Genomic DNA, 24,901 nt, shown 5'->3' with positions numbered 1-24,901 from the left:
GCGGGGGCAGTTCCTTAGTCAAGCTCTGGCATATCAGGGGTTGGTGTCTTTTCCTTCTTATCCTCTGGAATTTCTGCCACAAGGGCTTCTGCGGTAAGCATAGTTCCTGCCACGGAAGCGGCGTTTTGTATAGCAGTCCTTACCACCTTGGTGGGGTCTATTATACCTGCTTCTACCATATCCTTGTATTCTCCCACCGCTGCGTCAAAGCCCCAGTTCTTGCCTTTTTCCTTGCCAAGCTGTAGCACCTTTTCAAGGACCACATAACCCTCAAATCCTGCATTGGAAGCTATCTGCCTAAGAGGTGTCCTACATGCCTTCTTTACTATGTCCACACCCACTTGCTGGTCTGGATTATCCATCTTAAGGTTTTCAAGTGCTTCGGAAGCTCTAACCAATGCCACACCACCACCTGGGACTATACCTTCTTCCACTGCAGCCTTTGTGGCGTGCACTGCGTCTTCTACTCTTGCCTTCTTTTCTTTGAGCTCAGCTTCTGTAGCCGCACCAACTCTTATGATAGCCACACCACCTGCCAACTTGGCAAGTCTTTCTTGGAGCTTTTCCCTGTCGTAGTCAGAGGTGGTCTCCACTATCTGCTTCTTTATTTGCTCTATCCTTGCGTTTATAGCTTCTTTTGAACCCTTTCCACCTACTATGGTGGTGTTATCCTTGTCCACTATTACCTTGTCTGCCCTTCCGAGCATGTCAAGGGTGACGCTTTCAAGCTTTATACCAAGCTCCTCAGTTATAGCAGTGCCACCGGTGAGTATGGCTATGTCTTGGAGGTAGTCCTTTCTCCTTTGACCAAAACCGGGTGCCTTTACCGCACATGCTCTGATAACTCCCTTTATGTGGTTGACCACAAGGGTTGCAAGGGCTTCCGCTTCTACATCTTCTGCTATTATGAGGATGGGTTTTCCTGCTCTGACTACCTGCTCAAGTATGGGCAGAATGTCCTTTACGTTGGAAATCTTCTTTTCGTATATGAGAATGTATGGCTCTTCAAGAACCGCCTCCATCTTGTCTGGATTGGTCACAAAGTATGGAGATAGGTATCCTCTGTCAAACTGCATACCTTGGACGGTTTCAAGGGTGGTCTGTGCGGACTTGGACTCTTCAACGGTTATCACACCATCTTTGCCAACCGCTTCCATAGCATCTGCGATTATCTTTCCTATCTCGGGGTCGTTGTTGGCGGATATGGTGGCAACTTGCTCTATCTCCTTCCTTCCACTCACAGGTATAGATAGTGCCTTAATTTCTTCTATGACCTTCTCTACCGCCTTGTCTATACCCCTCTTGAGGTCCATGGGGTTTGCACCAGAGGCGATAGCCTTTAGACCCTCAGTGAATATAGCCTGTGCCAGCACTGTTGCGGTTGTAGTTCCATCACCGGCCACGTCTGCGGTCTTGGAGGCAACCTCTTTGACAAGTTGTGCACCCATGTTTTCATAGGGGTCTTTGAGTTCAATTTCCTTTGCTACCGTTACACCATCTTTAGTGACTACAGGTGTACCCCACTTCTTTTCAATGATGACCTCTCTACCCCTTGGTCCAAGGGTGACCTTAACTGCGTTGGCAAGCTTGTCAACACCTGCTTTGAGCCTTGCTCTTGCATCTTCTCCATAGATAACCTTCTTTGCCGCCATGCTACCACCTCCTTTAAGGGTTTTTTATTCAACTATTGCAAGCACTTCATCTTCGGACATAATAAGAAACTTTTCTCCATCAAGCTCCACCTCGGTGCCCGCATACTTATTAAAGACCACCTTGTCTCCGGGCTTTACCTTAGGTGGAACTTGTTGACCGTTTTGCAAAAGCTTTCCTTCTCCTACCGCAACAACTTCTCCTATTTGTGGCTTTTCTTTGGCAGTGTCTGGTATGATTATTCCAGAGGCAGTTCTTTGTTCTTGCTCCTCAAACCTCTTAACCACTATCTTGTCATAAAGGGGTCTGAGCTTTGCCATGTTCCACCTCCTTTTAGGGATTTTTACGTGTAGATATTATATTAACATTCCCGCTCTTTGTCAAGAGGGTATTGAGAAAATTTTTAGTCTTGTATACTCATATTTTCTTAGCTTAGCCATTAAGATTAGATACCATCAGACCAACCTGCAAGCTACAGAGGATTTATAACCTTGAGCCCGCCGTGAGGGATAGGAGGATAAACTTGTTTGATGAAAGTCTTTGAGGAAGTCCCTCATAGGCTCAGTAATATCCTCTCTCCAGCCCTTGTCAAAGAACTGTTGCCAAAAGCTCCGCCATCCACCGAGCTAAGAGTGGACTTCTTAGCAAAATTCGAAAAGGATAAGGCTCACGGAGTTGGTATTGAAAAGGGCAAACAAATCAAACTTGAAGAAGGTAGGCAAATTGGTATTGAGGAAGGACTTTTGAAAGCTATACAAGAGATGTTTGTATCATTGAAGGTAAACTTGGCTATATGCCAGAGGGGATAGGCAAATAGGATATGGCAAAGTAAAAGATGTGAGTTTCTGAACTCTTTAGTCAAAAAGTTGGTTTCTACTTCTGAAGTTGTAATTGAAAGAAAAGCACCATATAATAACTTGCAACTTGGGTTATTATTAATACTCATGCTAAGGCTCTTATCTCCTGCCAAGCTTAATTTGGGGTTGTGGCTTCTTGGAAAAAGACCTGACGGATACCACGAAATCTTTACTATATATCAAGCCATAGATTTATTTGACGAAATACTTATCCAAGAGGGACCCTTGAAGGTGGAGACCAGCACGGGCATACCTATGGAAGAAAATCTCGTCTACAAGGCTATAAAGTCCATGGAAAAGCTCCTTGGAAAAGAGCTTAACTTTAGAGTTTTCATTCAGAAACACATACCAGAAGGTGCTGGTCTTGGAGGTGGCTCTTCTAACGTGGCAACGGTTTTGAAGGCTATAAACCAGTTGCTTGGCAATCCATTGAGTGAAAGGGAACTGCATCAAGTAGTAAGCGGTGTATCCTCCGATGCGGGCTTTTTCCTTATGGGAGGTTCTGCCATAGGAAGGGGTAGAGGTGAAATTCTTGAGAGGATTGAACTGCCTAAGATGGTTTTTACTGTAGTATATCCGGGTGTTAAGTGTTCTACTTCATATGTTTATAGCATGGTAAAAGAAGATATCTTGACAGAGTATGTGGAGAGTGATAAAATATTAGAAAGCCTAAGGGTTGGAGACCTGAGCCCTCTCCAGAACAAGCTGGGTGAGCTGGCTGGAGAGCTTTACCCAGAGGTGGGTGAGGTGCTTAGGTTTTTAAGAAGCTTGGGCAAAGTGGCTCTTGTGAGTGGTAGTGGCTCCAGCGTCTTTTATGTAGGTGAGCCCACTCAAGAGTTGGAGCTTGCCTGCAAAGTGAGAGGCTGGAGGTTATACAGAGTGGAAAGTTATGGGGTGTAGCTCAACTGGCAGAGCACCGGACTTTGGATCCGGGGGCTCCTGGTTCGAATCCAGGCACCCCAGCTTTCCACAAAAGAAAAGAGGTGTGGAATGTTAGGTTCTATAAAACTTCTGACAGGCACAAGTAATCCAAAGCTTGCACAAGAGGTTTCTGAATTTCTTGGTATACCCCTTTCGGATGTGTTAGTGGGTCGCTTTAGCGACGGAGAGGTAAGAGTAAAGATAAATGAGTCCATGAGAGGGGAGGATGTTTTCGTAATACAGTCCCTGGGTTATCCTGTCAATGAAAGCATAATGGAGCTCCTCCTTATGCTTGATGCTCTTAAAAGAGCTTCCGCAGGAAGAATAACCGCAGTTGTCCCTTACTACGCATACGCAAGGCAGGACAGGAAGGACAAGCCAAGGGTTCCCATAAGTGCAAGGCTTTTGGCAGACCTAATAACCACAGCGGGAGCTCAAAGGCTTATAGTAGTGGACCTCCACTCTCCTCAAATTCAGGGCTTTTTCAACATACCAGTGGATAACCTATACGCTTTGAACGTGCTATACGAATATGTAAAAGACAAGGTGGATGAAGATGTTGTAGTAGTCTCACCAGATGCAGGGGGTGTAGAAAGGGCAAGACTTCTTGCCAATAAGTTGGGCTGTGGTATAGCCATAATATACAAGAGGAGACCTGAACCAAACGTGGCGGAAGTGCTTGACATAATAGGTGATGTAAAGGGCAAAAAGGCGATAATTGTGGACGATATTATAGATACCGCAGGAACGGTGGTAGCTGCCACACATATGCTTCTTTCAAAAGGTGCAAAGGGTGTATTGGTTTGTGCTACTCACGGCATCTTCTCTGGTCCTGCCATAGAGAGGCTTAAGGAATCACCAGTAGAAGAGGTCATAGTTACTAACACTCTTAACATGGAGGAGAAGCGCTTTGAAAAGTTAAGGGTTGTTTCTGTGGCTCCTCTTATAGCGGAAGCCATAAGGCGCGCCCACGAAGGCGAATCTATAAGCTCACTTTTTGTATAAAGGAGGTAAAGGATGAAAAGGGTTCAGGTAAAGCTAATACCAAGAACCATAGGTAGAAAGAGTGAGATAAAGAAGTTTAGAAGAGAAGGTTATGTGCCAGTGGAGATATATGGTAAAGGTGTAGAAAACACACATGCATACATAAGCATGAGGGACCTAAAAGCCTTTCCAAAGGGTGAAACTTTTCTCATTGAGGCGGAGATTAATGGAGAAAAGAGGATTTGTCTTCTCAAGGAAATACAGTTTGGTTGGCTTGGGGACAATCCCATACACGTGGACTTTCAAGACATCACCCACGTAAGCGAGATTGAAGTGGAAGTGCCCATTGAGTTTGTGGGAACACCCGTGGGTGTGGGTCTTGGTGGAACCTTTGAACCTCTTATGCACAGCCTTACTATAAAGGCAAGATTGGATAAGCTTCCAGAAAAGATAGTCGTTGATGTGAGTGGTCTTGGTCTTGGTGATGCTCTTCACGTTAGAGACATAGTGCCACCTGAGGGATGTGTGATAATGGACTCTCTAGAAGAAACTGTTGCGGTTGTGCTTGAGCCAGAAGCAGAAGAAACAACACCCACTGAATGATAAGGCTTATCGTAGGTCTTGGAAATCCGGGTAAAAAGTATGCAAAGACCCGCCACAATGTGGGTTTTATGGTGGTGGATGAGCTCCTCAGGAGGCTAAAGGTCCAAGGCTACTCAGAGGAATGCCTTTCCCATCTATACAAGGTAAGGATAGATGGTAAAGAGGTACTCATTGCAAAACCACAAACCTATATGAACAACTCTGGTCTTGCGGTGATTAACCTCCTTGAGGAGTATGATATAAAACCTGAGGAGATGCTGGTGGTATACGACGACCTTGACCTGCCTTTGGGTAGGTTGAGGTTAAGGCTTGAGGGAAGTAGTGGAGGACACCACGGCGTGGAGTCCATAATAAGGGAGATAAAAACTGAAAAATTTCCAAGGCTTAGAGTGGGTATAGGCAGACCCAAAGACAGAAATAAGGTGGTTGAATATGTGCTTTCCCCTTTCGCTGAGGAAGAGGAACAAGTGCTTGCAAAGATTTTAGGTAAGGCGGGTGAGTGCTTGCAGAGATGTGTTGAATACGGTATAGAGGAAAGCATGAACTTTTGCAATAGCCCTGTTTAAAATAAAAAAGGAGGTGTTATTATGGACGTAAAGAAGATTCCACCGGGTAAAAACCCACCAGAAGACATCTACGTGGTAGTGGAGATACCCCAAGACAGCCCTATAAAGTATGAGCTTGACAAGGAAAGCGGAACCATCTTTGTAGATAGGTTTCTCTTTACCGCCATGCACTATCCCTTTAACTACGGCTTTATCCCTCAAACCCTTGCGGATGATGGAGACCCTGTGGATGTTTTGGTGATATCTCGCTATCCTGTAGCACCCGGTAGCGTTATAAGGTGCAGACCTATAGGTGGACTTGAAATGAGAGACGAAGAAGGTGTGGATACAAAGCTACTTGCGGTCCCACACAGCAAGTTAGACCCCACTTACGAGAATGTGAAGTCTTATGAAGACCTGCCAAAGGCTCTCCTTGATAGGATAAAGCATTTCTTTGAACACTATAAGGAGCTTGAGCCAGGCAAGTGGGTAAAGGTGGAAGGCTTTAAGGGTGTGGACTTTGCCTATGAGGAGATAAGGAAGGGTATTGAAAACTACAAGAAGTGATGGATGAGATACTCCAGAAGGCTAAAAGGGTCTTTGACATAGAGATTCAAGCCTTACAAAGGCTCAGAGATAACTTAGACCAAAGTTTTGTAAAGGCGATAGAGCTTATTCTAAACTGTCAGGGAAAGGTAATAACTACAGGGGTAGGCAAATCTGGTCATATAGCCCGTAAGGTTGCCTCTACCCTCTCAAGCACTGGCACGCCAGCCCACTTTTTGCACCCTGCGGAGGCTCTTCACGGAGACCTTGGAGTAATAGACTCTGGAGATGTGGTGCTTGCCTTTTCCAACAGCGGTGAGTCTCCCGAGGTAAACTCCCTTATTCCCTACATAAAACTTCTTGGTGTGCCCCTCATATCCATAACCAACAATCCAAACTCCACTCTGGCAAAGCACTCAGACGTGCATATATTTCTCTCTGTGGAAAAGGAGGCATGTCCTCTACAGCTTGCACCCACGAGCTCCTCCACCGCATCCCTTGTGCTTGGAGATGCGTTGGCTATGGTTCTTTTGGAGCTCAAGGGTTTTACTCACAAAGACTTTGCCTTGAGGCATCCTGCAGGCTCTCTTGGAAGAAGGCTAAGACAGGTGGCAGACCTTTGCCACACAGGAGAAGAAGTCCCCATAGTAAAAGAAGACACGCCTATGAAGGAGGCGATAATTGAAATGACCAGCAAGGGCTTTGGTGCTACCGCGGTGGTAGACCAGGAGGGAAAGCTTACAGGCATAATAACCGACGGAGACCTAAGGCGTTTTGTAAACAGAGGTGGAAACTTTGACACGAGCATAGCCAGGGATGTAATGACGAGGAATCCAAAGACAGCGCGCATGGAGGAGCTTGCGGTGGAGGCACTAAAAAGGATGGAGGACTATAAAATAACAGTCCTTATTGTGGTTGACAAGGAAAACAAGCCTGTTGGCATCATACACATGCACGATATACTTAGGGCAGGCATAGTATGAAAAAGCTTGGAGTGCTTGGCTCTACTGGCTCTGTGGGAAGTCAAACCCTTGAGGTAGTAAAGGCATACAGAGAAGACTTTGAACTTGTGGGTATTTTGGCAAAGAGGGCATCAGAAAAGCTCCTACTTCAAGCAGTGGAGCTAAAGCCAAGGTTCGTGTCCTGCTACGAAGAACCTTCAAAGGATTGGCTCTCTGAACTGCCAGAAGGCACAGCCTTTCTAAGGGGTGAGGAGGGCTTGCATGCCATAGTGGAAAACTCAGAAATACTTATGAACGCCATATCGGGTGTGGATGGTATCCTACCCACATACCTTGTGCTTCAACAGGGCAAGAGGCTTCTGGCTTCCAACAAGGAGTCCCTCATATGTCTGAGAGAATTGGTAAGGGAAAACAAGGACAGGATAGTGCCTGTGGACAGCGAACATAACGCCCTTTTCCAAATAATGCTTGGCTTAAGGCGTGAGGATATAAGGAAGGTTTATCTGACCGCCTCTGGAGGACCCTTTAGAGATAAAAGCTTGGAGGAGCTAAAACATGTGAGCGTAGAGGATGCACTAAAGCACCCCACATGGAGGATGGGTGCAAAAATAACTATAGACTCTGCCACTCTTATGAACAAAGGCATGGAGCTAATAGAAGCCATAAACCTCTTTGACCTTGAGGTGGAAAGCCTTGAGGTGGTTATTCATCCCCAGAGCGTGGTGCACGGTATTGTGGAGCTCATCGACGGTAGCTTTATATTCCACACTTCACAAACGGACATGAGAATACCCATACTGCATAGCCTTTACTATCCAGAGAGAAAAGCCTTTCCCTTTGAGAAAAAGGGTTTACTTGAGCTTTCTCCCATAACCTTTGAAAGGGTAGATACGGAAAAGTTTAAGAGCATTCCTCTGTGTAAATGGGTTGCTCTCATGGGTGGCATATACCCTGCAGTGTTGGTGGGTGCGGACCAAGTAGCGGTGGAGCTTTTCTTGCAGGGCAAGATAGGGTTTTTGGATATTGTAAACCTCGTGGAGGAAGTCCTAAGCCATGTGAACCTAAAAGACCCCCAGAGTCTTGAAGATGTGCTATATGCTATAGACTGGGCATACAAAAAGGGATTGGAACTTGTAGGGGCTATAAGATGAAAGGGTTTTCCCTTGCCTTAGCTTTTATAGTCTTAGCTTTTTTACCCTTTTATTTAACCTCATCGCCAAAGGGTGGAGAAGTATCCTTTGTAAGTTTAAAGCCAGAAAACTTCCATATAAAGGAAGGTAAAGAAGGGGGAGAAATAAGGTTTGTGTTAAACTCTGACCCAAGAACCTTAAACCCAGCCTTAGCTCAAGAAACTTCCTCTACCGCAGTGCTTTCTTACCTCTTTACAGGTCTTACCAAAATAGACCTCAAAAGCATGCAGGTAGTTCCAGACCTTGCACAGAAATGGGAAGAAAAGGAGGGTGGGAGAGTGTATATCTTTCATCTTAGAAGAAATGTAAGGTGGAGCGATGGTGAACCCTTTACTGCAGATGATGTGGTCTTTACCTACAGGGACATATACCTCAATCCTCAAATACCCAACTCCACAGGAGATATGTTTAGAGGCATATTAAAGAGCCAAGAGGACATAAAAAATTTTGTAAGGAAAATAGACAAATACACGGTGGAGTTTAGACTTCCAGAAGCATTTGCACCCTTTCTTAGTGCCTTGTCCGCACCCATACTACCAAAGCACAAATTGGAGAAGTTTGTAAAGGAAGGAAACTTTATGACCGCATGGAACGTAAACACAGACCCAAAGGATATAGTGGGAACAGGACCATACAGGCTAAAAAGGTATATAAAGGGCGTTATGGTGGAATACGAGGCAAACCCCTACTACTATGAATATGACAACTCCGGCAGGCAACTACCCTACATAAAGAGAAAAATAGGATACATAGTGCAAGACCCAGACACTGCCCTTTTGAAATATTCCCTCGGAGAAATAGACTACATGGGTGTTAGACCTCAAGATGTGCTTTTTATAAGCAGAGTAAAAAACACCACCCTCTATGACCTTGGACCCACACCGTCTACTACCTTTTTGGTCTTTAATCAAAACCCTAACTCCAAAGTGCCAAAGCACAAACTAAGATGGTTTCAAAACAGAGAATTCAGAAGAGCCATATCCCACGCCATAGACAGAGAAGGCATTTGCTACCTTGTATACAACGGCTTGGCAGACCCATTATATGGACCTATAACCCCTGCCAACAGACCCTATTACACAGAAGGGCTTTTCCCCGTTTACGAATACAACTTAAAAAAGGCAAGGGCTATACTTGAAAGTCTTGGTTTCAAAGACAGAAACGGTGATGGATGGCTTGAAGACCCAGAAGGTAATACTCTTGAGATAGTGCTTCTTACCAATGCGGGCAATAAGGAAAGGGAAGCCATAGGAAACATGATAAAGGAAGACCTTGAGAAGATAGGAATAAAGGTTATTTTTAGACCCATAGACTTCAACAGCCTTGTAAATAGGCTCACATCTCCACCCTACGACTGGGAAGCGGTCATAATAGGGCTTACAGGCTCAATGGACCCACACTTTGGAAGGAACGTGTGGCACTCTTCGGGAACACTTCATATGTGGAATCCAAGACAAAGCAAGCCACAAACCCAGTGGGAGAGAGAGGTGGATGAGCTTTTTGACCTGGGAGCAAAAGAAACAAACTTTGAAAGAAGGGTGGAGATATACAGGAAAGCTTACCGCATAATAGCAGAAGAGCAACCCATGATATTTATCGCCGCACCTAAGAGCATGCTTGCGGTAAGAAACAGGTTTGAAAACCTCTTCCCCACCGTTTGGGGGTGGTATAGGGAAGAGGCTTTATTTGTTAGGTGATAAGCTCGTTAATCTTTTCCTTTAAGACTCTATAGGCTTCTTCTCTCACTATCTGGCTCACATCAATTTTTGAAAAAGCTTCACTGACCTTTTCCTTTAGAATATCCTCCAGTTTTCTTTCAAAAACAGAAGTCAACTGCTTGCTTAACTCTTCCAAGCTTAGAGTATTGGATAGGAGAGAAATAAGCTTTTCCTGAGATAGTTGTTCTCTGAACACGTCCTTTATGGCGATAGCAAGGCTTTTTGTTTCTCTCGCTATCTGGCTCACATCAATTTTTGAAAAAGCTTCACTGACCTTTTCCTTTAGAATATCCTCCAGTTTTCTTTCAAAAACAGAAGTCAACTGCTTGCTTAACTCTTCCAAGCTTAGAGTATTGGATAGGAGAGAAATAAGCTTTTCCTGAGATAGTTGTTCTCTGAACACGTCCTTTATGGCGATAGCAAGGCTTTCTGTTATGTTTTCCATATGATTCATGCCTTTGGAAATTACAGGTTTTTCTGGCACTTCAACTGGCACTTCAATTTTCGGGGTCTCTTCCTCTATGAAAATTGGTGGTTTATTTTCCTCAAGACCAGAGCTTGCCATTCCCTCAAACGGGTTTATTATTCCCATTTTTTCTTCTTGCGAGCTTACTGGCTGAAACCTTGCGGGTAAAAACTCTTTGGTGTGAACTGTTTCGAGTAATAGCTCGGTAGGACCTTCTACAGAAACCTCCTCAGCGAGTTCCAATACTTTCTCTATTGCCTTATTAAACTCCGCCTCCCTCGCAAAACTGTATTTTCTCTCAAGTGGAATACTTTCCACATCTATGGGAAAGAGCTCATCTGTAAGAAGAACGTAGGGCTTTTTTGCTAAGGATTCATCCTTTGACATATCTGTAAGTGTCTTGTATGCAGGCATCCCAGATAAGGTATCGAAGAGAATTATGTCCGCTTCTTTTGATTTTTCTGGGGCTTCCTTTATGTTTCCCGCTTCTAATATCTCCACCTTTCCTGAAAGTGCTTCCTTTACGTTGTTTATGAGATTAGCATCAAAAGAGACTAAGAGCACCTTCTTTAGTGGCTTTTCCGTAGCAGTCTTTTGGAATACATCCTCTATTTGAGATATTGTATGTTCTGCAGGTATTTCAAAATCAAGTTCTCTAAAACTTAACACATCTTGTGTGTAGGTAGATTGTGAAGAAAGAGTATCTTCTAAGGATGGGGCTTCTTGTGAGAAAATTTCCTGTAGGTGTTCACCTACAACCGTTTCTGGTTCACTTAGTATTGCATCTTTAATCTTTTTTATCGCTTCATCTCTTATCAACTTTATCTTTCTTGGGGGCAATATGTTGTTCATATCTACAGGGAAGAGGTCATCAACGAGAATTATATACTTTGAGTCTTTGAATTTCTTTTTATACATATTGTTAATATCCTCTTCTGATGTAGAACCGGAAACCGCATCGTATATAACCACGTCTATGTAAGAAGAGACTGTGTTTACAGCCTCCTCTCCATTTTTCACATCCACCAAGTTGTGTTCACTTAGGACCTCTTTAATTTTGCTTACTAAACTTTTATCAAAGGAAACTATGAGTATATTCATGTTTTACCCTCCATTCTTTTAATTATATCATCCAGTATTTTCTCTGCTTCAGACAAACTCTCCTTAGGTATAATCCTACTCGTGGCAAAGGACACTCTAAGAGCCTTTAACTTTCTTAGTATATCCTCCTGTAGTTCTTTCTCCTCTATTGGCTTGTATCCCTTAAATAGCAGTATCAATCCAGACAAGAATAGTATAAGACCTGAAAGGGAAATCCCCAAAGCAAAGGGTCTTTCTAAAAGGACATTCAAATACTCTGAAAAGCTCACTCTCTTTATGTAGGCGTATACATGGTCTCCACCTTTGCTGTAGCTTGCGCTTATGAAATCCTCTACCTTAAGAGGACCTATAGCGTTATTGGTGGTTATAACCTTGCCTCCTGCTGTCCTGAGTATAAATATGCTTTCGTCCCCATTGTTTAGCTTTATCAGAGTATCTCCAGAGTAAAGACCGTGCACAAACTGAGATAGGTTTTCGCCTATCCTTAAAAGCTTCGTATTTGCATATATTTCAAAAGCTACCCACTGTCCTGCAAGGGAAATAAAGACTCCAAGCACCATTAGTAAAGGTGATATGATTTTCACCACTTTAACCCCCCACGGTTATGTTTTCAACAAGAATAGAGGGTGAGCCCACGTTTCCATAAAATCTTAGGTCATTACCCACCTCTACCACAGAGCTCCAAATGTCCTTTATGTTTCCTCCTATAACGACCCCCCTCACGCCTTTTAACCTCCTTCCGTGCTTGTATATTATACCAGACGCACCAAGAGAGAAGTCTCCAGATACTGGGTCCACTGTATGCAAGCCCATAAGGTCTGTTATAAGAAAAACCTCTCCTTGAAGCAGGTCTTCAAGGTTTTTATCTCCAGGCTCTATGTAAAGGTTTGTTATATTAGAAACTGGTAGGCTCTTAAAGCTATCCCTCAAAGAATTGCCCGTAGGCTTTGAACCAGACTTGATGGCGGTATAGGTGCTATGCAGGAAGCCTTTGAATACACCCCTATCTACCAAAACTTTTCTACTCATTGCATAGCCCTCCGCATCTACAGGAAGACTAATAAAACCACCTTCCAAAGTGCCGTCGTCTACAATTGTAAGCTTTCTTGAAAAGACTTCCATTCCTTCCTTGTTCTTAAGGAAAGTTTTACCTTTAACAAGAGAATCTCCAAGAAATATGGGACTAAAGGCTTCAAGAAGCATTGCGGATGCTTCTCTGAAGAAAACCGCAGGCATCTTAGTGGTTTCTATTTGTGAAGGGTTAAGGCTTGCGGTTGCCTTAAAGACCACATCTTCCACAATTCTTTCCAAAGGTAAGTTAGAGAGAAACCTGCTACCAGAATACTCGTAGGATATAGAAGAATCTCCCCCTTCTTCCGCAAGCACTGCCATAATAAGTGTATACCACGTTCCTCTATACTCATAAAAGAGTCCACAAGAGTTAAAACAAACCACTTCAAGCTCGGTCTCTTTAAGGCTTACTTTTCTTACACCCTTTACTCTTTGGTCAAGTTCTTTTGCTCTCCGTTCCAAGCCGATTATTAGGTCTATCTTTTCCTCAATAGGTCTCTTGAGACCCTCCTCATCATAGTATGTTTCCAACTTTCCAAAGTCCTGACAAGCACCGAGAGAAAACCCATAGTCTTCTGGTGTTATATCACATACCTGTGTGGCAACTTTTACACACTCTTTCACAGCTTCTTTATCAAGGTCAGTGGTGTAAGAAAAGCCCATTTTTTTACCCTTAAAGACCCTTATGCCAATTCCTGCCTCCTCCGCCCTCAAAAGATTTTCTAAGCTTTCATCCGCACTTTCAAGGGTTGTCTTTTTCCTACGCTCCATATATACTTCATACTCATAACCTAGGGAAATAGCCTCTTCTATCCAGGACCTAATCTTTTCCATGCTTCAAAATTTTAAAAGAAATAGATAAACTGGTGCTGTAAAAAGTAGAGAATCAAACCTGTCTGTAAACCCTCCATGTTCTCCAAGCACGTTGGAAAAGTCCTTTATACCTATCTGTCTCTTTATAAAGCTCTTGAAAAGGTCTCCCATAAGGGCTATGGCTACGAGAGGTAAAGACCAAAGAATACCCTTAAAGCCATGAAAGACCCACATGGTTATTACACCGGCAAAGCCACCACCTACAAGACCCTCCCATGTTTTCTTTGGAGAGAGGCGAGGAGAAAGAGCTCTTCTGCCAAAGTTTTTTCCCACATAATAAGAAAACACATCCACAGCCCAAACAAAAACCAAAAGTTTTAGTAGAGCGTAGTCCTCTTTCAAACCGAGTAAAAACACAGGAAGAACCCCAGCATACACGCATATTAAAAGAGCCTTGAAAAGCTCATCCATAGACCATACTCTCCACCCAGCGTAAAAGGACAAAAGCATAGCAGATACAAGACCAAGTTCAAGGGAAAGGGAGCTAATCAAAAAGGTAATAGGTGGCATGTAGAAAAGTTCAAACTTTAGAGCCTTAGAAATCTCGTAGCCTATAAGCAAGGACAGGGCAAGCACTCCCGCATAGAAAATTGGATAAGGAGACAAAACCAAAGCTATAGTAAGCCCACCCACAAGTATTCCAATAGCCTCTCTACTCCTTAAGGACTGCTCCAAACCTTCTTTCCCTCCTTGAGAAGTCTTCAAGGGCTTTTATGAGTTCTTCTTTTCTAAAGTCTGGCCAATAGGTATCTGTAAAGTAGAGCTCTGTGTAGGCTAAGTGCCAGAGTAGAAAGTTTGATATTCTTTTTTCTCCACCGGTTCTTATAAGAAGGTCTGGGTCTGGTGCTTCTGGTAGGTCTGAAAGTAGCTTGAAGTTCTTCTCTGTGGGCTCAAGACCCGCTTCACTCATTTTCTTGAAGGTTCTGAGTATCTCGTCTCTACCGCCGTAATCAATGGCAAGGATAACATGAATCTTTTCTTTAGAAGGTCTTAACTTTTCAACCCTCTCCATCTCCGTTAGTAGACCTTGTGGTAGTCTGTCCCGCCTTCCTATAAAGGAAACTCTTATACCCTTTTCCAGTAGTAAATGACCTTTTTCTCTAAGGTATCCTTCAAGAAGCCTCATCAAAGCCCTTACTTCAACCTCTGGTCTTTTCCAGTTTTCTGTGGAAAAGGTGAAAAGGGTGAGCCACCTTATTCCAAGCTCTATGCATGCATCCACAAGCTCCTCTCCCCTCTTTACCCCTTCATAATGACCTGCTATCCTTGGTAGACCCCTTTCCCTCGCCCATCTTCCATTTCCATCCATTATGACCGCCAAGTGTTTTGGTATTTTCATATCACCTTCCAAGCCTTGTCCTTGCAATCTCAGCCTCTTCGGAAGATGGATAGTCTCTTAGTATAGCTTCGTAGTATTCCCTTGCCTTTCTATTGTCTCCTCTTCGTTCGTAAAGTCTTGCCAATTGAAGCAAGGCAGAGGGTGCCTTATTGCAGTCTACCATCTCTTTCCTTTGACACCTTTCCACTAAGGTAAGCCAAACCGCTTCCGCCTTGTTCATTTCTCCAAGGTCTCTGTAAACTACACCAAGCCATAGATATGCATTGTCCGTGAGAGGTGTTCTCGGATACCTTCTTATAAAATCTATAAACTTGTCTCTTGCTTGGTGTAGCTGTCTTAAGTTGTAAAGTCTTAGTGCTTCATCGTATTCCCTTTGATACTCTTCAGTTGCCTGCTGTGGGTTGTCGCGTTGAGGCTGAGGAGCTCCCTGCACCCTTTCTGGTATTCTTTGAGAAGGCTGTGGCACTTCCCTTATTGGCTCTGGCAGTTTGGCAGCTTGAGCGGGGCTTTGTCTTTCAACTCTAAGCCTTTCCAGTTCAAGCCTTGTTTTTGCGAGGCTTTCAGAAAGAGTGTCCACTCTGGCTTCTGTCCTCAGGTTTCTTTCTTCCAGATAAATTTGCCTTTCTTCAAGCTGTAATATTCTGCCCTCAAGGCTTGCAATTCTTTTGTCAAACTCCTCTTTTGTTACACCACCACAGGAGGCTAACCACACTAAAGAACACAGAGACAAGATTGTAAATACCCTACCCATAGTTCTTTATATTATAACACCAAAAGATGCTATGCTTCTATTGTTTGAAAATAAGGATATACTCCTCATCTCTTTGCAATTGCATGTATTCGCGAGCGAATTTTTCTTTGAAATGCTCAGGGTTTTTCCTTATGAGCTCAAGGACTTCTTCTATATTACTATTTTCCGCCCTTTGGTGAGATATCTTGGCATTGAGCTCAACACTGGCTTTTTTTAGTTCAATGACCCTAAATACATTATACTGGCTAAGGAAGAGATTATAGAAGGTATAAAGGACCATAAGAAAAAAGAAGAGCTTTGGAAGTACTTCAGGCTTTAAAAACCGAAAATTCTTCCTTCCCGCCGAATTCCGCTTCATCTCCAAGCTCCTCTTCTATCCTCAAAAGCTCGTTATACTTTGCTATCCTATCTGTGCGTGATGCAGAGCCTGTCTTTATCTGTCCTGCTCCAGTCCCCACCGCAAGATGTGAGATAAAGGTATCTTCTGTTTCTCCAGACCTATGGGAAATTATCGCCTTGTATCCTTCCCTTTGGGCTATTTCCACAGTCTGTAGCGTTTCTGTAAGAGTCCCCACTTGATTTAGCTTAACCAGTATGGCATTGGCAAGTCCTTCTCTTATGCCTTCTTGGAAGATGCTTGGGTTTGTCACAAAAAGGTCATCTCCCACAAGCTGAACCTTGCCACCAAGCTCTCGTGTAATGAGCTTCCAACCTTCTATGTCTCCCTCTGCCATAGGGTCTTCTATGGAAACTATCGGATATTTTTCTAAGAGTTTAGCGTAAAAACCGCAGAGTTCTTCTGAGCTAAGTTTTTTACCTTCAAAGTGATACAGTTCATCCTCGTAGTAGAACTCAGAAGACGCACAGTCAAGAGCCAAGAGCACGTCTTCACCCGGCTTGTATCCTGCCTTTTCTATGGCATGCATTAGCATATCTAAGGCTTCCTCTGTGCTTTTCAAGTTGGGTGCAAACCCGCCTTCGTCTCCCACATTGGTAGAGTATCCCTTTTCCTTTAAAGTTGCCTTTAGGTGGTGGAAAACTTCCACTCCCGCCCTTAGTGCTTCTGAAAACCTTCCTCCACACACGGGGACTATCATAAATTCCTGTATGTCAAGAGGGTTGTCCGCATGGACTCCACCGTTTATTACATTCATCAAAGGCACTGGTAGCCTTTTTGCTCTTAGACCTCCTATGTATCTGTAAAGGCTTATTCCAAGCTCCTGTGCCATCGCTCTTGCTACTGCCATACTTACACCCAGTATAGCGTTTGCACCGAGTTTGCTTTTGTTGGGTGTTCCGTCAAGCTCAATAAGCACCTTGTCTATAAGGGATTGCTTGCTGGCATCAAGCCCTATTATCTCTTTTGCTATTATGGAGTTTACATTATCCACCGCTCTTAGGACGCCTTTTCCAAGATACCTTTTTGGGTCATGGTCTCTTAGCTCAAGAGCTTCCTTTCCTCCGGTGGATGCACCGCTTGGCACTATAGCCCTTCCCTTTGCACCAGAAGAAAGTTCTACCTCCACCTCAAGGGTAGGATTTCCTCTTGAGTCTAAAACTTCCCTTGCCTTTACCTTTGTTATGGAAGACATGTATAAATTATAGCATAGTTATTAGGGGTAGCCCTTTACAATTAGCTCAGTCCAGAGAATGGGGTTTATGGGTGTCTTTGTGGATAGCCATATAAGCACCGTTAATAGTCCTGTTATAAGAGGTGGCAGGAGCATAAGGGGGTTTGTTTCAAGGTTTGTGTTTCTTTCTTTCTTAAACTCTCCTCTGCCAAACCATGCACTGAAGACTATAGGTAGTAGATAGAGAGCACTCAATAGAGAGCTTGCATAAAGCACATATACAGCCCATTCCACACCTGCAATCTGAGCACCCTTTTGTAGATACTCCTTTGTAAGGTAGCCTGCGGTAAAGGGAAGCCCTATAAGACCAAGGGAGGCAATGGTAAGTGCAAGGGTAGTAAGAGGCATCTTCTTACCTATTCCCTTTACCTCTTCTACCTTATGTATTCCGTAAGTTTCTGAGTAATTTCCTACGCACATAAAGAGGGTTATTTTCATTACGCCATGGTTTACTAAGTGTAGGAGAGCACCCATGGTGGCAATGGGTCCAGGAATTAATAGACCTAAGAGTATATATGAGAGGTGGCTTATTGTGGAATAGGCAAGCCTTTTTTTAAGCTCCTTTTGGAATACCGCCATAAAAGAACCAAATACTATGGTAAAGCCTGCAAGGTAAGCAAGAGGTTGCCAGAGGTTTAGAGCGTCAACTGTCTCCGCACCGTAGAGGTCATAAACAAGCCTTGCAACGCCAAAGGCTCCTGCCTTTACCACTGCTACTGCGTGCAGGAGTGCACTAACTGGGGCTGGTGCCACCATCGCCCTTGTGAGCCAACCATGAAGTGGAAAAATTGCTGCCTTTACCGCCATTCCAAAGAACAGACCATAAAAGAGTAAGCTTGCCAAGTGGGGGTTTGCCATAGCCCAAGCCTTTATCTGTGGATTTCCACCTGCATGAAAGTCTCCACTACCTACCATTATGTATAGGACTACAAGGCATACAAAAAACAAGTTTCCTGCCAATAGGGTATATAACAGATAAACACCTCCTGCACTCAGAGCCTTTTGAGAGCCTTTGTGAACCACAAGGGGATAGGTGCTTAGCGTAAGAAGCTCATAAAAGAGGAAAAAGGTAAAGGTGTTGCCTGCAAGGGCTATTCCCATGGTGGAGGTTACCGCAAGGTTGAAGAAGGTGAAAAATCTTCTACGGTTTGGAGAGCCTTCAAGGTATCCAACCGCATACAGGGTTGTCAAAAGCCATAAAAAGGAGGAAAGACTTACAAACAGAAGTCCAAGGGGGTCTATTTTAAGATGAAAGTTTACGAAGGAAACCATGGGATAGCTTATTTCAAAGACCTTGCCCTTATAGACTGACCAAAGAAGGTATGCTATAACAAAAAGTTTGTATACCGCAGCACTAACATTTACAAAGGTTCTAAGTAGATACCATTCTTCTCTTAGGAAGGCTATTATCACGCTCGCAACAAAGGAGCTAAAGAGCAAGCTAAGAATCACAAAGCTATCCATGTGCCACACCTCTGGTTATTCCTTGCAATATAAAACCAGAAACCAAACCTAAGGAGAAGGCTAAAAAGCCAAGTAAGAAGGTAGAAAGCTCCATAAAACGGGGTATGGGTTTGTCATAAACCTTTTTGGGGTCTTGATAGAAGCTCTCTTTCCAGATAGGGTAGACATATAGGCTGGCAAGCAGGCTACCAAGAAGGAAAACTATTGCCTGGAAGAGAAGACCGGTCTCTATAGAAGCCTTCAAAAGTAGAAACTTGGCAACAAAGCCACCGCTTAGTGGTAGACCTATAAGGGTGGCACCCGAGAAGAAGAGGGCAAAGAAGGTAAAAGGATGACTGTGGGCAAAGCCTGGCATGTAGGAAATTTCATCTCTTTTTGCCACGTATATGGCATTTCCAGAGGATAGGAACATGCTGGCTTTTGCCAAGGCGTGAGAAAAAGCCTGAAGGGCAAAGCCTTCAAGAACCAAACTTTTTACCTCTAAACTTTGAGCTTTGTAATATACTGGGACCATCAAAAAAAGGTATCCCATCTGTGCAACGGTAGAGTATGCCAAGAGCATCTTTATGGTTCTCTGCCTTATGGCGTAATAGGAGCCCAAAAGCACTGCAAGAGCACCAAACCCACCCAAAACCCAGCTTAGATATTCAAGGCTTGGGTTGTCCGGAAAGACCTCAAGCCAAAGTCTAAGTATCAAATATGCAGGTGGTTTTACCACAAGACCAGAAAGTAGAGCACTGGCGGGTGCCACCGTGCTTGAGTGGGCTGGTGGAAGCCAAAAGTGAAAGGGGAAAAGGGCGGACTTTATGGAAAGAGCCAAGACAAGGGGGAGAAGTGCAAAGACAAATTCTTCAGTTCCCGCAAGTCTCTGGGCAAGTAGGGACATGCTAAGAGTTCCATAATTAGTGTATAGCATGGCAACGCCAAAGAGGTAGAACATGGAAGCAAACAAAGACAAAAACAGATAGTTCACAGAAGCCTTTATGGCTTTTCTGTAGCCTGGAAGGGCAACAAGCACCACCGCAGTAAGGGAAAGCACCTCAAGGGCAACATACAGGTTAAAGAGGTCCTCAGAGAGGAAAAAGGCATTAAGCCCCGCCCAGAGGAAAAAGAAGAAAAACCAGAAAAACCTTCCTTGTCTCTTGTAGCCTTCTTTGAAAAAACCCAGAGAGTATACTCCCACCGCAAAGCTCACCACCCCGCTCATCATAAGGAAAAAGCCCGAAACACCATCTAACTTAAAGCCAATTCCGAGTGGTGCAGTCCAGCCTCCTACCCATTGATAGATGGGTTCATGCATGCTTAAGGTTATGTAAAAGGCATACAAGGAAAGGGTTAGTGAAAGTAGACTGAAAACAACCGCAACAAGAAGCCTTATAGGAGATAGGAGAGAGAGGATAGCACCTATAAGAGGCACTGCCACAAGATAGCCAAGGTCAAAGCCAAGCATCACTCTTCCTCTCTTTGTTTACTAAGGTGCAAAAGTAAGGAGACCGCAAGGGCTGTGGCACTTACCGCCACCACTATACCCGTTAACACAAGAGCATGTGGCACGGGGTCTGGGTTTTCAGAGGGAGTATTTCTTGCGGTTGCCACAAAAAAGAGAAAAACGCCAGAGCCTAAGATGTTGACTGCGATAAGCCTTTTAACAAGGTTTATGGCGGTGATAAAGTAGTAGGTGCTCATGCTTATGAGAAGAAAGGAGAGCAAATAATACAGTTCCTTCATAGTCTACCCCTTATGGCTATGTATAGTAGCATTCCTGTAGAAATACATATGGAAATCTCTATAAGCATTATAGACAAGGTTGAAAGCTCAAGGGGGTAGGTAAGAAAGCCATGTCCTACAAGGGCGTATACAAAGGCAAAGGCTACAAAGACTGCAAGGCTAAGCACAGCGAGGAAAAGGGTAGGGTTCTCTCTTATCGGCAGTTTTTGTCCAGAGAGGCTCAAAAAGGCAAGACCACCTGCCAAGAGAGAGCCACCCTGAAAGGCACCACCCACAGAGAAAGCTCCAAGATAGGTTATGTATAGGGAAAAGAGAGCTATTATAGGTAGGAATATTTTAGAAAAACGCCACACCACTATGTCGTTCCACTCATAGATTTTTCTCTTTGGCTCAAGGGCTAATATGCCAATTACCGCAAGGGTTATAACACCAACTTCTAAGAGCGTGTCGTATCCTCTAAAGTTAAGAAGAACCGCAGTTACAGGGCTTTCCACACCGCTGAGACTAAGTTTTTCAAAAACAAGACCACCTACCCTCTCTTCCTCTCTTACTGTAAACAGGTAAAAGGTAAGAAATACAAACAGCACCAAAGAGCCTGCACCAGCCCAAAGCCTTCTCCATAATTTAGGTTTTATGCCAATATCCCTCACACCCCTTGACAGCTTAAATATGAGAATACTTGTTATGGCGGAACCCAGTATTATCTCCACCATGGCTATGTCTGGTGCGGAAAGCCTAATCCACAAAAGACCACTCATAAAACCAAAAACCACAAAGAAAACTCCGCTTTTTAAAAGGTCCTTGCTGTGTAGCGATGCAAAAGCGGACAGGAGCATTAAAAGTCCTATTATTATGTCAAGCATCCCTTTTCCTCTTGCTGTTGGCTATAGCGTATCCCACTATGGAGCTGTAAACTACCACAAATACCCATATTATAACTAACTTTAAAGCCTCTCCCAAGCTACTTACGGAGAACATAACGCCCAAAACCACAAAGCCAAAACCGAGCATATCCGCCTTTGTTAGAGCATGAAGCCTGCTGTAGGAGTCCCTAAGCCTTATAAGTCCTACACTACCTATAAGCAAAAAAAGACTACCTATCAATATGAGGCTTGTGGAGAGTATTTCAATCAGCATCTCTTAACATTATTATAGCGAAGGCTACACCCACAACTCCCGCAAGGAGGGCAAAACCAAGGGCAAGGTTTAAAAGAAAAGCCTGACCTGTAAACTTATACAGGACAAGTATGAGAGAAGTCCCTCCAGTGCCAAGGAGCAAGGAAGCCAGCATGCTATCTACCACACTTGGTCCTCTAAAGATACGCACAAAGCCAAGGGCTAAGTTAAGTCCGAGCAAAAAGAGTATAAACTCCTTCATGAGAAGACCCTATCCAAAAGTCTTTCAAGCGACCTTACAGATTCCTCGCTGTAGCTTTCCACATCAAGAGTATGGACCAAAACCTGCTTATCCTCTATCACCACACTAAGAGTGCCAGGAGTAAGGTTTATGGTCAAGGCTAAGAGTATTTTGACCCAGAGCTTTTCGCTTTGGAAGTTATACACTACAAAGCCGGGGTTCACCTTGAGCTGTGGACTGATTATACGTCTTGCTACATCTATCCCACCCAGAAAGGCTTGCCAAAGAAACACTCCAAGAAACTCAAAAAGAGCAATAGGATTTATACGAGGAGGGTATAGCCTAAGGGTTATATGCACAAAAAGGGCAGAGCCTACTGCCAAAACTCCAAAAAACACAGACTTTAGGTCATAGCCCGCTATAGCTATCCAGATAAGAGAATACAATACCGCAAGAAAGAGCATGGGTTATATTATAAGCTATGAAATTATTCTTAGCTTTGTTTTTTAGCCTCTCCCTTTCCCTTGCAAAGGACTTTTGCATAAAAGAGGTGGAAAACTCCTATGCGGAGGTTTACCTAAGCTACGCTTTCAGAAAGAGTCTTGAAAGGGCGGTGTTAGAGTCGGGAAACAGGCTTAGGTGTGGCGAAGGAGCTCAGGAAATAAAGCCATATATAGAATTATTAAAGGAAACACCCATAGCCTTTACTCCTCAACAAAGGGTTAGTGCCTACAACTTAGAGCTAAAGGTTGGTTTAACTGTGGGTGAGGTAAAAAAGGTTTTTTCAACCTCTGTTCCATACTCGCAACCTACAGGAAGTGTGGGAGACCTTCCAAGAAGAGGAGCTATTCAGGATGCCTTTGGTATAATCTACATAGACATGCTTGAGTTTATAAAAGGGCTTGAAGAGAAAAGATGAAGTGCCCAAGATGTGTTGATGTGGAACTTTTGGAAGTCAACAAGTATGGTGTTTTGGTGGATGTTTGCCCTGTTTGTGGAGGCATATGGCTTGACAAAGGCGAGCTCTCCAAGATAATTCAAGCCATACAAAGAGCGGAAACTGCCCTTGATGAGGAGCTAAGGGGAATAACAAGAGAGCACCCTGAAATCTATAGAAGATACGAAGAATACAAGCATAAAAAGAAGAAAAAGTCCATCTTTGGCGAGATATTTGATATATTTGACTGATGGAAGACCTTAGGTTTATGAAAAGGGCTTTAGAGCTTGCATATTTGCGTAAGGGTCTTACGCATCCTAACCCCACTGTGGGCTGTGTAATAGTAAAAGATGGACAGGTGGTGGGAGAGGGTTATCATGAAAGGGCTGGTATGCCTCATGCGGAGGTGGTGGCTCTTGAAAGGGCAGGGGAGAAGGCAAAGGGGGCAACCCTCTATGTGACCCTTGAACCTTGCACCCATTATGGTAGGACTCCACCTTGCACGGACGCCATTATAAGGGCAGGGTTAAAAAGGGTGGTGATTGCCACCCTTGACCCAAACCCGCTTGTATCTGGAAAGGGTGTGGAAAGGTTAAGGAAAGCAGGCATAGAGGTGGAGGTGGGACTTCTTGAAGAGGAAGCCAAAAGGCTCAACGAGGACTTCTTTGTTTATATCACCCAGAAAAGACCTTACATAACCTTGAAGTGGGCTCAGAGCATAGATGGGTCTTTGGCACTAAAGACTGGAGAAAGCCAATGGATAACCTCACAGCAGGCAAGAAACTTTGCACACCGCCTTAGGGCAGAGGCAACCGCAGTGCTTGTGGGTATAAACACCCTCTTGAGGGACAATCCAAGACTTACCATAAGAGCCTTTGAGTGGGAAAGACAGCCCATAAGGATAGTGCTTGACCCACAGCTGAAAATTCCAGAGGAGTGCCACCTTGTGGAAGACCACTCCGCTCAAACTCTTGTATTTACCACAAGCGAGAACAAGGAAAAGGTCAAAAGACTTGAAGACAAGGGGGTCAAAGTTATCCTTGCACCAGCCAAAGATAAAAGCTTGGACCTGAGGGAGGTTTTGAGAGAGCTTTACTTTTTAGAGGTGATGCATCTTCTTGTAGAAGGTGGTGCTATTACCTTGACCTCTTTCATAAAAGAAGGTCTTTTTGACCGCCTTTGGGTTTTCTTGGGTCCCATTCTCATTGGAGAGGGTAAAAGGATAGGAGATATAGGGGTGGAGCTTTTGAGGGATGCACCAAGGCTAAAACTTAGGGATATAAAAACCTTTGGCGATGACGTGGCTTTAGAATATATAAGGTCATGAAAATACTTTTCTTTGGCACTCCCGAGTTTGCCTTGCCATCCTTAAAAGCTCTGCACCAAGAGTTTGAACTTTTGGGAGTGGTTTGCCAACCAGACAAACCTGCAGGCAGAGGTCAAAAGCTCACGCCACCACCTACAAAAGTGCTTGCCAAAGAGCTTGGCATAGAGGTTTTTCAGCCAGAGAAGAAAAGTCAAATAATGCCCATAGTGGAAAGGCTAAAGCCAGACTGTATAGTGGTGGTCGCTTATGGCAAAATACTCCCACCAGAAGTCATAAACTACCCAACCTATGGCTGTATAAACCTGCATGCAAGCCTACTTCCAGCCTATAGAGGCTCTGCACCCATTCAAAGAGCCATCATGGCAGGAGAAAAGATAACAGGAAACACAGTCATGCTTATGGATGAGGGAATGGACACAGGAGACATCCTCTCTCAGGAAGAAGAGCCCATCCACTTAGAGGATAACCTAAAGACCCTTTCAGAAAGGCTCTCTCAGAAGGGAGCAAGCCTTTTGGTAAGGACCTTAAAGGAATGGTCTAAGGGTAATATAAAACCCATACCACAAGACCACAGCAAGGCATTTTATGCACCACCAGTGCAAAAGGAAGAGCTAAGAATATGCTGGAAAGCGGATGCAGAAAGCGTAAGAGACAGAATAAGAGGCTTATACCCAGACTGCTATACCTTGACAGAAAAAGGAGAAAGGATTAAAGTCCTTAGGGTTAAAACCGTGGAAGCTCAAGGAAACCCGGGAGAGGTTCTTGATAGGAAAAAACTCTTAGTTGCCTGTGGAAAGGATGCGGTTGAGGTGCTTGAGCTTGTATCTCCAAAGGGAAAGGTTATGAGTGGAGAGGAGTTTATGAGGGGGTATAAGGTGGA

Annotated in this window: 30 protein-coding genes and 1 tRNA gene; 14 read left to right on the top strand and 17 right to left on the bottom strand. The window is 44.0% G+C overall.

What is annotated here, in order from left to right; genetic code table 11:
* Nucleotides 1–14: 14 nt before the first annotated feature.
* Both groL and groES read right to left on the bottom strand, forming a co-directional pair.
* Nucleotides 15–1,652, bottom strand: a complete 1,638-nt coding sequence (groL, locus tag WKI49_02480; GenBank protein MEJ7621369.1) for a chaperonin GroEL — start codon at nt 1,650–1,652, stop codon at nt 15–17.
* A 24-nt stretch (nt 1,653–1,676) separates the two neighbouring features.
* Complete coding sequence (groES, locus tag WKI49_02475; protein MEJ7621368.1) at nt 1,677–1,970, bottom strand: co-chaperone GroES; 294 nt, start codon at nt 1,968–1,970, stop codon at nt 1,677–1,679.
* A 210-nt stretch (nt 1,971–2,180) separates the two neighbouring features.
* Between groES and WKI49_02470 the strand changes: the two genes are divergently transcribed.
* The 10 genes from WKI49_02470 (at nt 2,181) to WKI49_02425 (ending at nt 9,955) form a co-directional block, all read left to right on the top strand.
* On the top strand, nt 2,181–2,459 hold the full coding sequence (locus WKI49_02470) for a hypothetical protein (protein ID MEJ7621367.1): 279 nt from the start codon (nt 2,181–2,183) through the stop codon (nt 2,457–2,459).
* A 135-nt stretch (nt 2,460–2,594) separates the two neighbouring features.
* Nucleotides 2,595–3,407, top strand: coding sequence for a 4-(cytidine 5'-diphospho)-2-C-methyl-D-erythritol kinase (gene ispE, locus WKI49_02465; GenBank protein ID MEJ7621366.1), 813 nt, complete (start codon nt 2,595–2,597; stop codon nt 3,405–3,407).
* Nucleotides 3,398–3,470 (top strand) — tRNA-Gln (locus WKI49_02460). Before ispE ends, WKI49_02460 begins: the two co-directional genes overlap by 10 nt.
* Before the next feature lie 27 nt (nt 3,471–3,497).
* Nucleotides 3,498–4,433, top strand: coding sequence for a ribose-phosphate pyrophosphokinase (locus WKI49_02455; protein MEJ7621365.1), 936 nt, complete (start codon nt 3,498–3,500; stop codon nt 4,431–4,433).
* Nucleotides 4,434–4,445: 12 nt separating this feature from the next.
* Complete coding sequence (locus WKI49_02450) at nt 4,446–5,015, top strand: 50S ribosomal protein L25/general stress protein Ctc (protein MEJ7621364.1); 570 nt, start codon at nt 4,446–4,448, stop codon at nt 5,013–5,015.
* The gene (pth, locus tag WKI49_02445; protein MEJ7621363.1) at nt 5,012–5,581 is read left to right on the top strand and encodes an aminoacyl-tRNA hydrolase; all 570 of its coding nucleotides are present in this window, start codon (nt 5,012–5,014) and stop codon (nt 5,579–5,581) included. The genes WKI49_02450 and pth overlap by 4 nt, the downstream gene beginning before the upstream one ends.
* A 21-nt stretch (nt 5,582–5,602) precedes the next feature.
* A complete protein-coding gene (gene ppa, locus WKI49_02440) occupies nt 5,603–6,127 on the top strand; it encodes an inorganic diphosphatase (protein MEJ7621362.1) in 525 nt (174 codons plus the stop codon).
* A complete protein-coding gene (locus WKI49_02435; protein MEJ7621361.1) occupies nt 6,127–7,089 on the top strand; it encodes a KpsF/GutQ family sugar-phosphate isomerase in 963 nt (320 codons plus the stop codon). Before ppa ends, WKI49_02435 begins: the two co-directional genes overlap by 1 nt.
* The gene (gene dxr / locus WKI49_02430) at nt 7,086–8,219 is read left to right on the top strand and encodes a 1-deoxy-D-xylulose-5-phosphate reductoisomerase (GenBank protein MEJ7621360.1); all 1,134 of its coding nucleotides are present in this window, start codon (nt 7,086–7,088) and stop codon (nt 8,217–8,219) included. Before WKI49_02435 ends, dxr begins: the two co-directional genes overlap by 4 nt.
* The gene (locus tag WKI49_02425; GenBank protein ID MEJ7621359.1) at nt 8,216–9,955 is read left to right on the top strand and encodes an ABC transporter substrate-binding protein; all 1,740 of its coding nucleotides are present in this window, start codon (nt 8,216–8,218) and stop codon (nt 9,953–9,955) included. Before dxr ends, WKI49_02425 begins: the two co-directional genes overlap by 4 nt.
* Here the strand turns inward: WKI49_02425 and WKI49_02420 are convergent.
* Genes WKI49_02420 through WKI49_02350 form a run of 15 tightly spaced genes read right to left on the bottom strand, consistent with a single transcriptional unit; the run spans nt 9,948 to nt 22,221 of the window.
* On the bottom strand, nt 9,948–11,543 hold the full coding sequence (locus WKI49_02420) for a hypothetical protein (GenBank protein MEJ7621358.1): 1,596 nt from the start codon (nt 11,541–11,543) through the stop codon (nt 9,948–9,950). The genes WKI49_02425 and WKI49_02420 overlap by 8 nt on opposite strands.
* A complete protein-coding gene (locus WKI49_02415; protein ID MEJ7621357.1) occupies nt 11,540–12,130 on the bottom strand; it encodes a hypothetical protein in 591 nt (196 codons plus the stop codon). Before WKI49_02415 ends, WKI49_02420 begins: the two co-directional genes overlap by 4 nt.
* 1 nt (nt 12,131) lies before the next feature.
* Nucleotides 12,132–13,448, bottom strand: coding sequence for a TldD/PmbA family protein (locus WKI49_02410; protein MEJ7621356.1), 1,317 nt, complete (start codon nt 13,446–13,448; stop codon nt 12,132–12,134).
* 3 nt (nt 13,449–13,451) lie between these two features.
* The gene (locus tag WKI49_02405; GenBank protein ID MEJ7621355.1) at nt 13,452–14,162 is read right to left on the bottom strand and encodes a phosphatidate cytidylyltransferase; all 711 of its coding nucleotides are present in this window, start codon (nt 14,160–14,162) and stop codon (nt 13,452–13,454) included.
* Complete coding sequence (gene uppS, locus WKI49_02400; GenBank protein ID MEJ7621354.1) at nt 14,140–14,826, bottom strand: polyprenyl diphosphate synthase; 687 nt, start codon at nt 14,824–14,826, stop codon at nt 14,140–14,142. Before uppS ends, WKI49_02405 begins: the two co-directional genes overlap by 23 nt.
* 1 nt (nt 14,827) lies before the next feature.
* Nucleotides 14,828–15,577 (bottom strand): tetratricopeptide repeat protein, encoded by a 750-nt coding sequence (locus tag WKI49_02395; GenBank protein ID MEJ7621353.1) that lies wholly within the window; start codon nt 15,575–15,577, stop codon nt 14,828–14,830.
* A gap of 37 nt (nt 15,578–15,614) precedes the next feature.
* Nucleotides 15,615–15,857, bottom strand: coding sequence for a hypothetical protein (locus WKI49_02390; protein MEJ7621352.1), 243 nt, complete (start codon nt 15,855–15,857; stop codon nt 15,615–15,617).
* Between the two features lie 28 nt (nt 15,858–15,885).
* On the bottom strand, nt 15,886–17,169 hold the full coding sequence (gene eno, locus WKI49_02385; GenBank protein ID MEJ7621351.1) for a phosphopyruvate hydratase: 1,284 nt from the start codon (nt 17,167–17,169) through the stop codon (nt 15,886–15,888).
* Between the two features lie 21 nt (nt 17,170–17,190).
* Nucleotides 17,191–18,672: a proton-conducting transporter membrane subunit gene (locus tag WKI49_02380; protein ID MEJ7621350.1), complete on the bottom strand. Its 1,482-nt coding sequence runs from the start codon at nt 18,670–18,672 to the stop codon at nt 17,191–17,193.
* Nucleotides 18,665–20,122 (bottom strand): proton-conducting transporter membrane subunit, encoded by a 1,458-nt coding sequence (locus tag WKI49_02375; GenBank protein ID MEJ7621349.1) that lies wholly within the window; start codon nt 20,120–20,122, stop codon nt 18,665–18,667. Before WKI49_02375 ends, WKI49_02380 begins: the two co-directional genes overlap by 8 nt.
* Complete coding sequence (locus WKI49_02370; GenBank protein MEJ7621348.1) at nt 20,122–20,400, bottom strand: cation:proton antiporter subunit C; 279 nt, start codon at nt 20,398–20,400, stop codon at nt 20,122–20,124. The genes WKI49_02375 and WKI49_02370 overlap by 1 nt, the downstream gene beginning before the upstream one ends.
* Nucleotides 20,397–21,263 (bottom strand): hydrogenase subunit MbhD domain-containing protein, encoded by an 867-nt coding sequence (locus WKI49_02365; protein MEJ7621347.1) that lies wholly within the window; start codon nt 21,261–21,263, stop codon nt 20,397–20,399. The genes WKI49_02370 and WKI49_02365 overlap by 4 nt, the downstream gene beginning before the upstream one ends.
* Nucleotides 21,256–21,537 carry a monovalent cation/H(+) antiporter subunit G gene (mnhG, locus tag WKI49_02360; protein MEJ7621346.1) on the bottom strand — a complete coding sequence of 94 codons (282 nt, stop codon included), beginning with the start codon at nt 21,535–21,537 and terminating at the stop codon, nt 21,256–21,258. Before mnhG ends, WKI49_02365 begins: the two co-directional genes overlap by 8 nt.
* Complete coding sequence (locus WKI49_02355; GenBank protein ID MEJ7621345.1) at nt 21,527–21,778, bottom strand: hypothetical protein; 252 nt, start codon at nt 21,776–21,778, stop codon at nt 21,527–21,529. Before WKI49_02355 ends, mnhG begins: the two co-directional genes overlap by 11 nt.
* Nucleotides 21,775–22,221, bottom strand: coding sequence for a Na+/H+ antiporter subunit E (locus WKI49_02350; protein MEJ7621344.1), 447 nt, complete (start codon nt 22,219–22,221; stop codon nt 21,775–21,777). The genes WKI49_02355 and WKI49_02350 overlap by 4 nt, the downstream gene beginning before the upstream one ends.
* Nucleotides 22,222–22,238: 17 nt before the next feature.
* Here WKI49_02350 and WKI49_02345 point away from each other — a divergent pair, with 17 nt between their 5' ends.
* From WKI49_02345 to fmt, 4 genes are all read left to right on the top strand, one after another.
* Nucleotides 22,239–22,676 (top strand): hypothetical protein, encoded by a 438-nt coding sequence (locus tag WKI49_02345; protein ID MEJ7621343.1) that lies wholly within the window; start codon nt 22,239–22,241, stop codon nt 22,674–22,676.
* Nucleotides 22,673–22,945 carry a zf-TFIIB domain-containing protein gene (locus tag WKI49_02340; protein MEJ7621342.1) on the top strand — a complete coding sequence of 91 codons (273 nt, stop codon included), beginning with the start codon at nt 22,673–22,675 and terminating at the stop codon, nt 22,943–22,945. Before WKI49_02345 ends, WKI49_02340 begins: the two co-directional genes overlap by 4 nt.
* On the top strand, nt 22,945–24,021 hold the full coding sequence (gene ribD / locus WKI49_02335; protein MEJ7621341.1) for a bifunctional diaminohydroxyphosphoribosylaminopyrimidine deaminase/5-amino-6-(5-phosphoribosylamino)uracil reductase RibD: 1,077 nt from the start codon (nt 22,945–22,947) through the stop codon (nt 24,019–24,021). Before WKI49_02340 ends, ribD begins: the two co-directional genes overlap by 1 nt.
* Nucleotides 24,018–24,901 (top strand): methionyl-tRNA formyltransferase (gene fmt, locus WKI49_02330; protein MEJ7621340.1); only part of this gene is annotated, 884 nt, incomplete at its 3' end. The genes ribD and fmt, both read left to right, overlap by 4 nt.

This window comes from Aquificaceae bacterium (genome assembly GCA_037722135.1).
Taxonomy (GTDB): domain Bacteria; phylum Aquificota; class Aquificia; order Aquificales; family Aquificaceae; genus Pampinifervens; species Pampinifervens sericum.
This window is presented reverse-complemented; position numbering and strand designations above follow the sequence as displayed.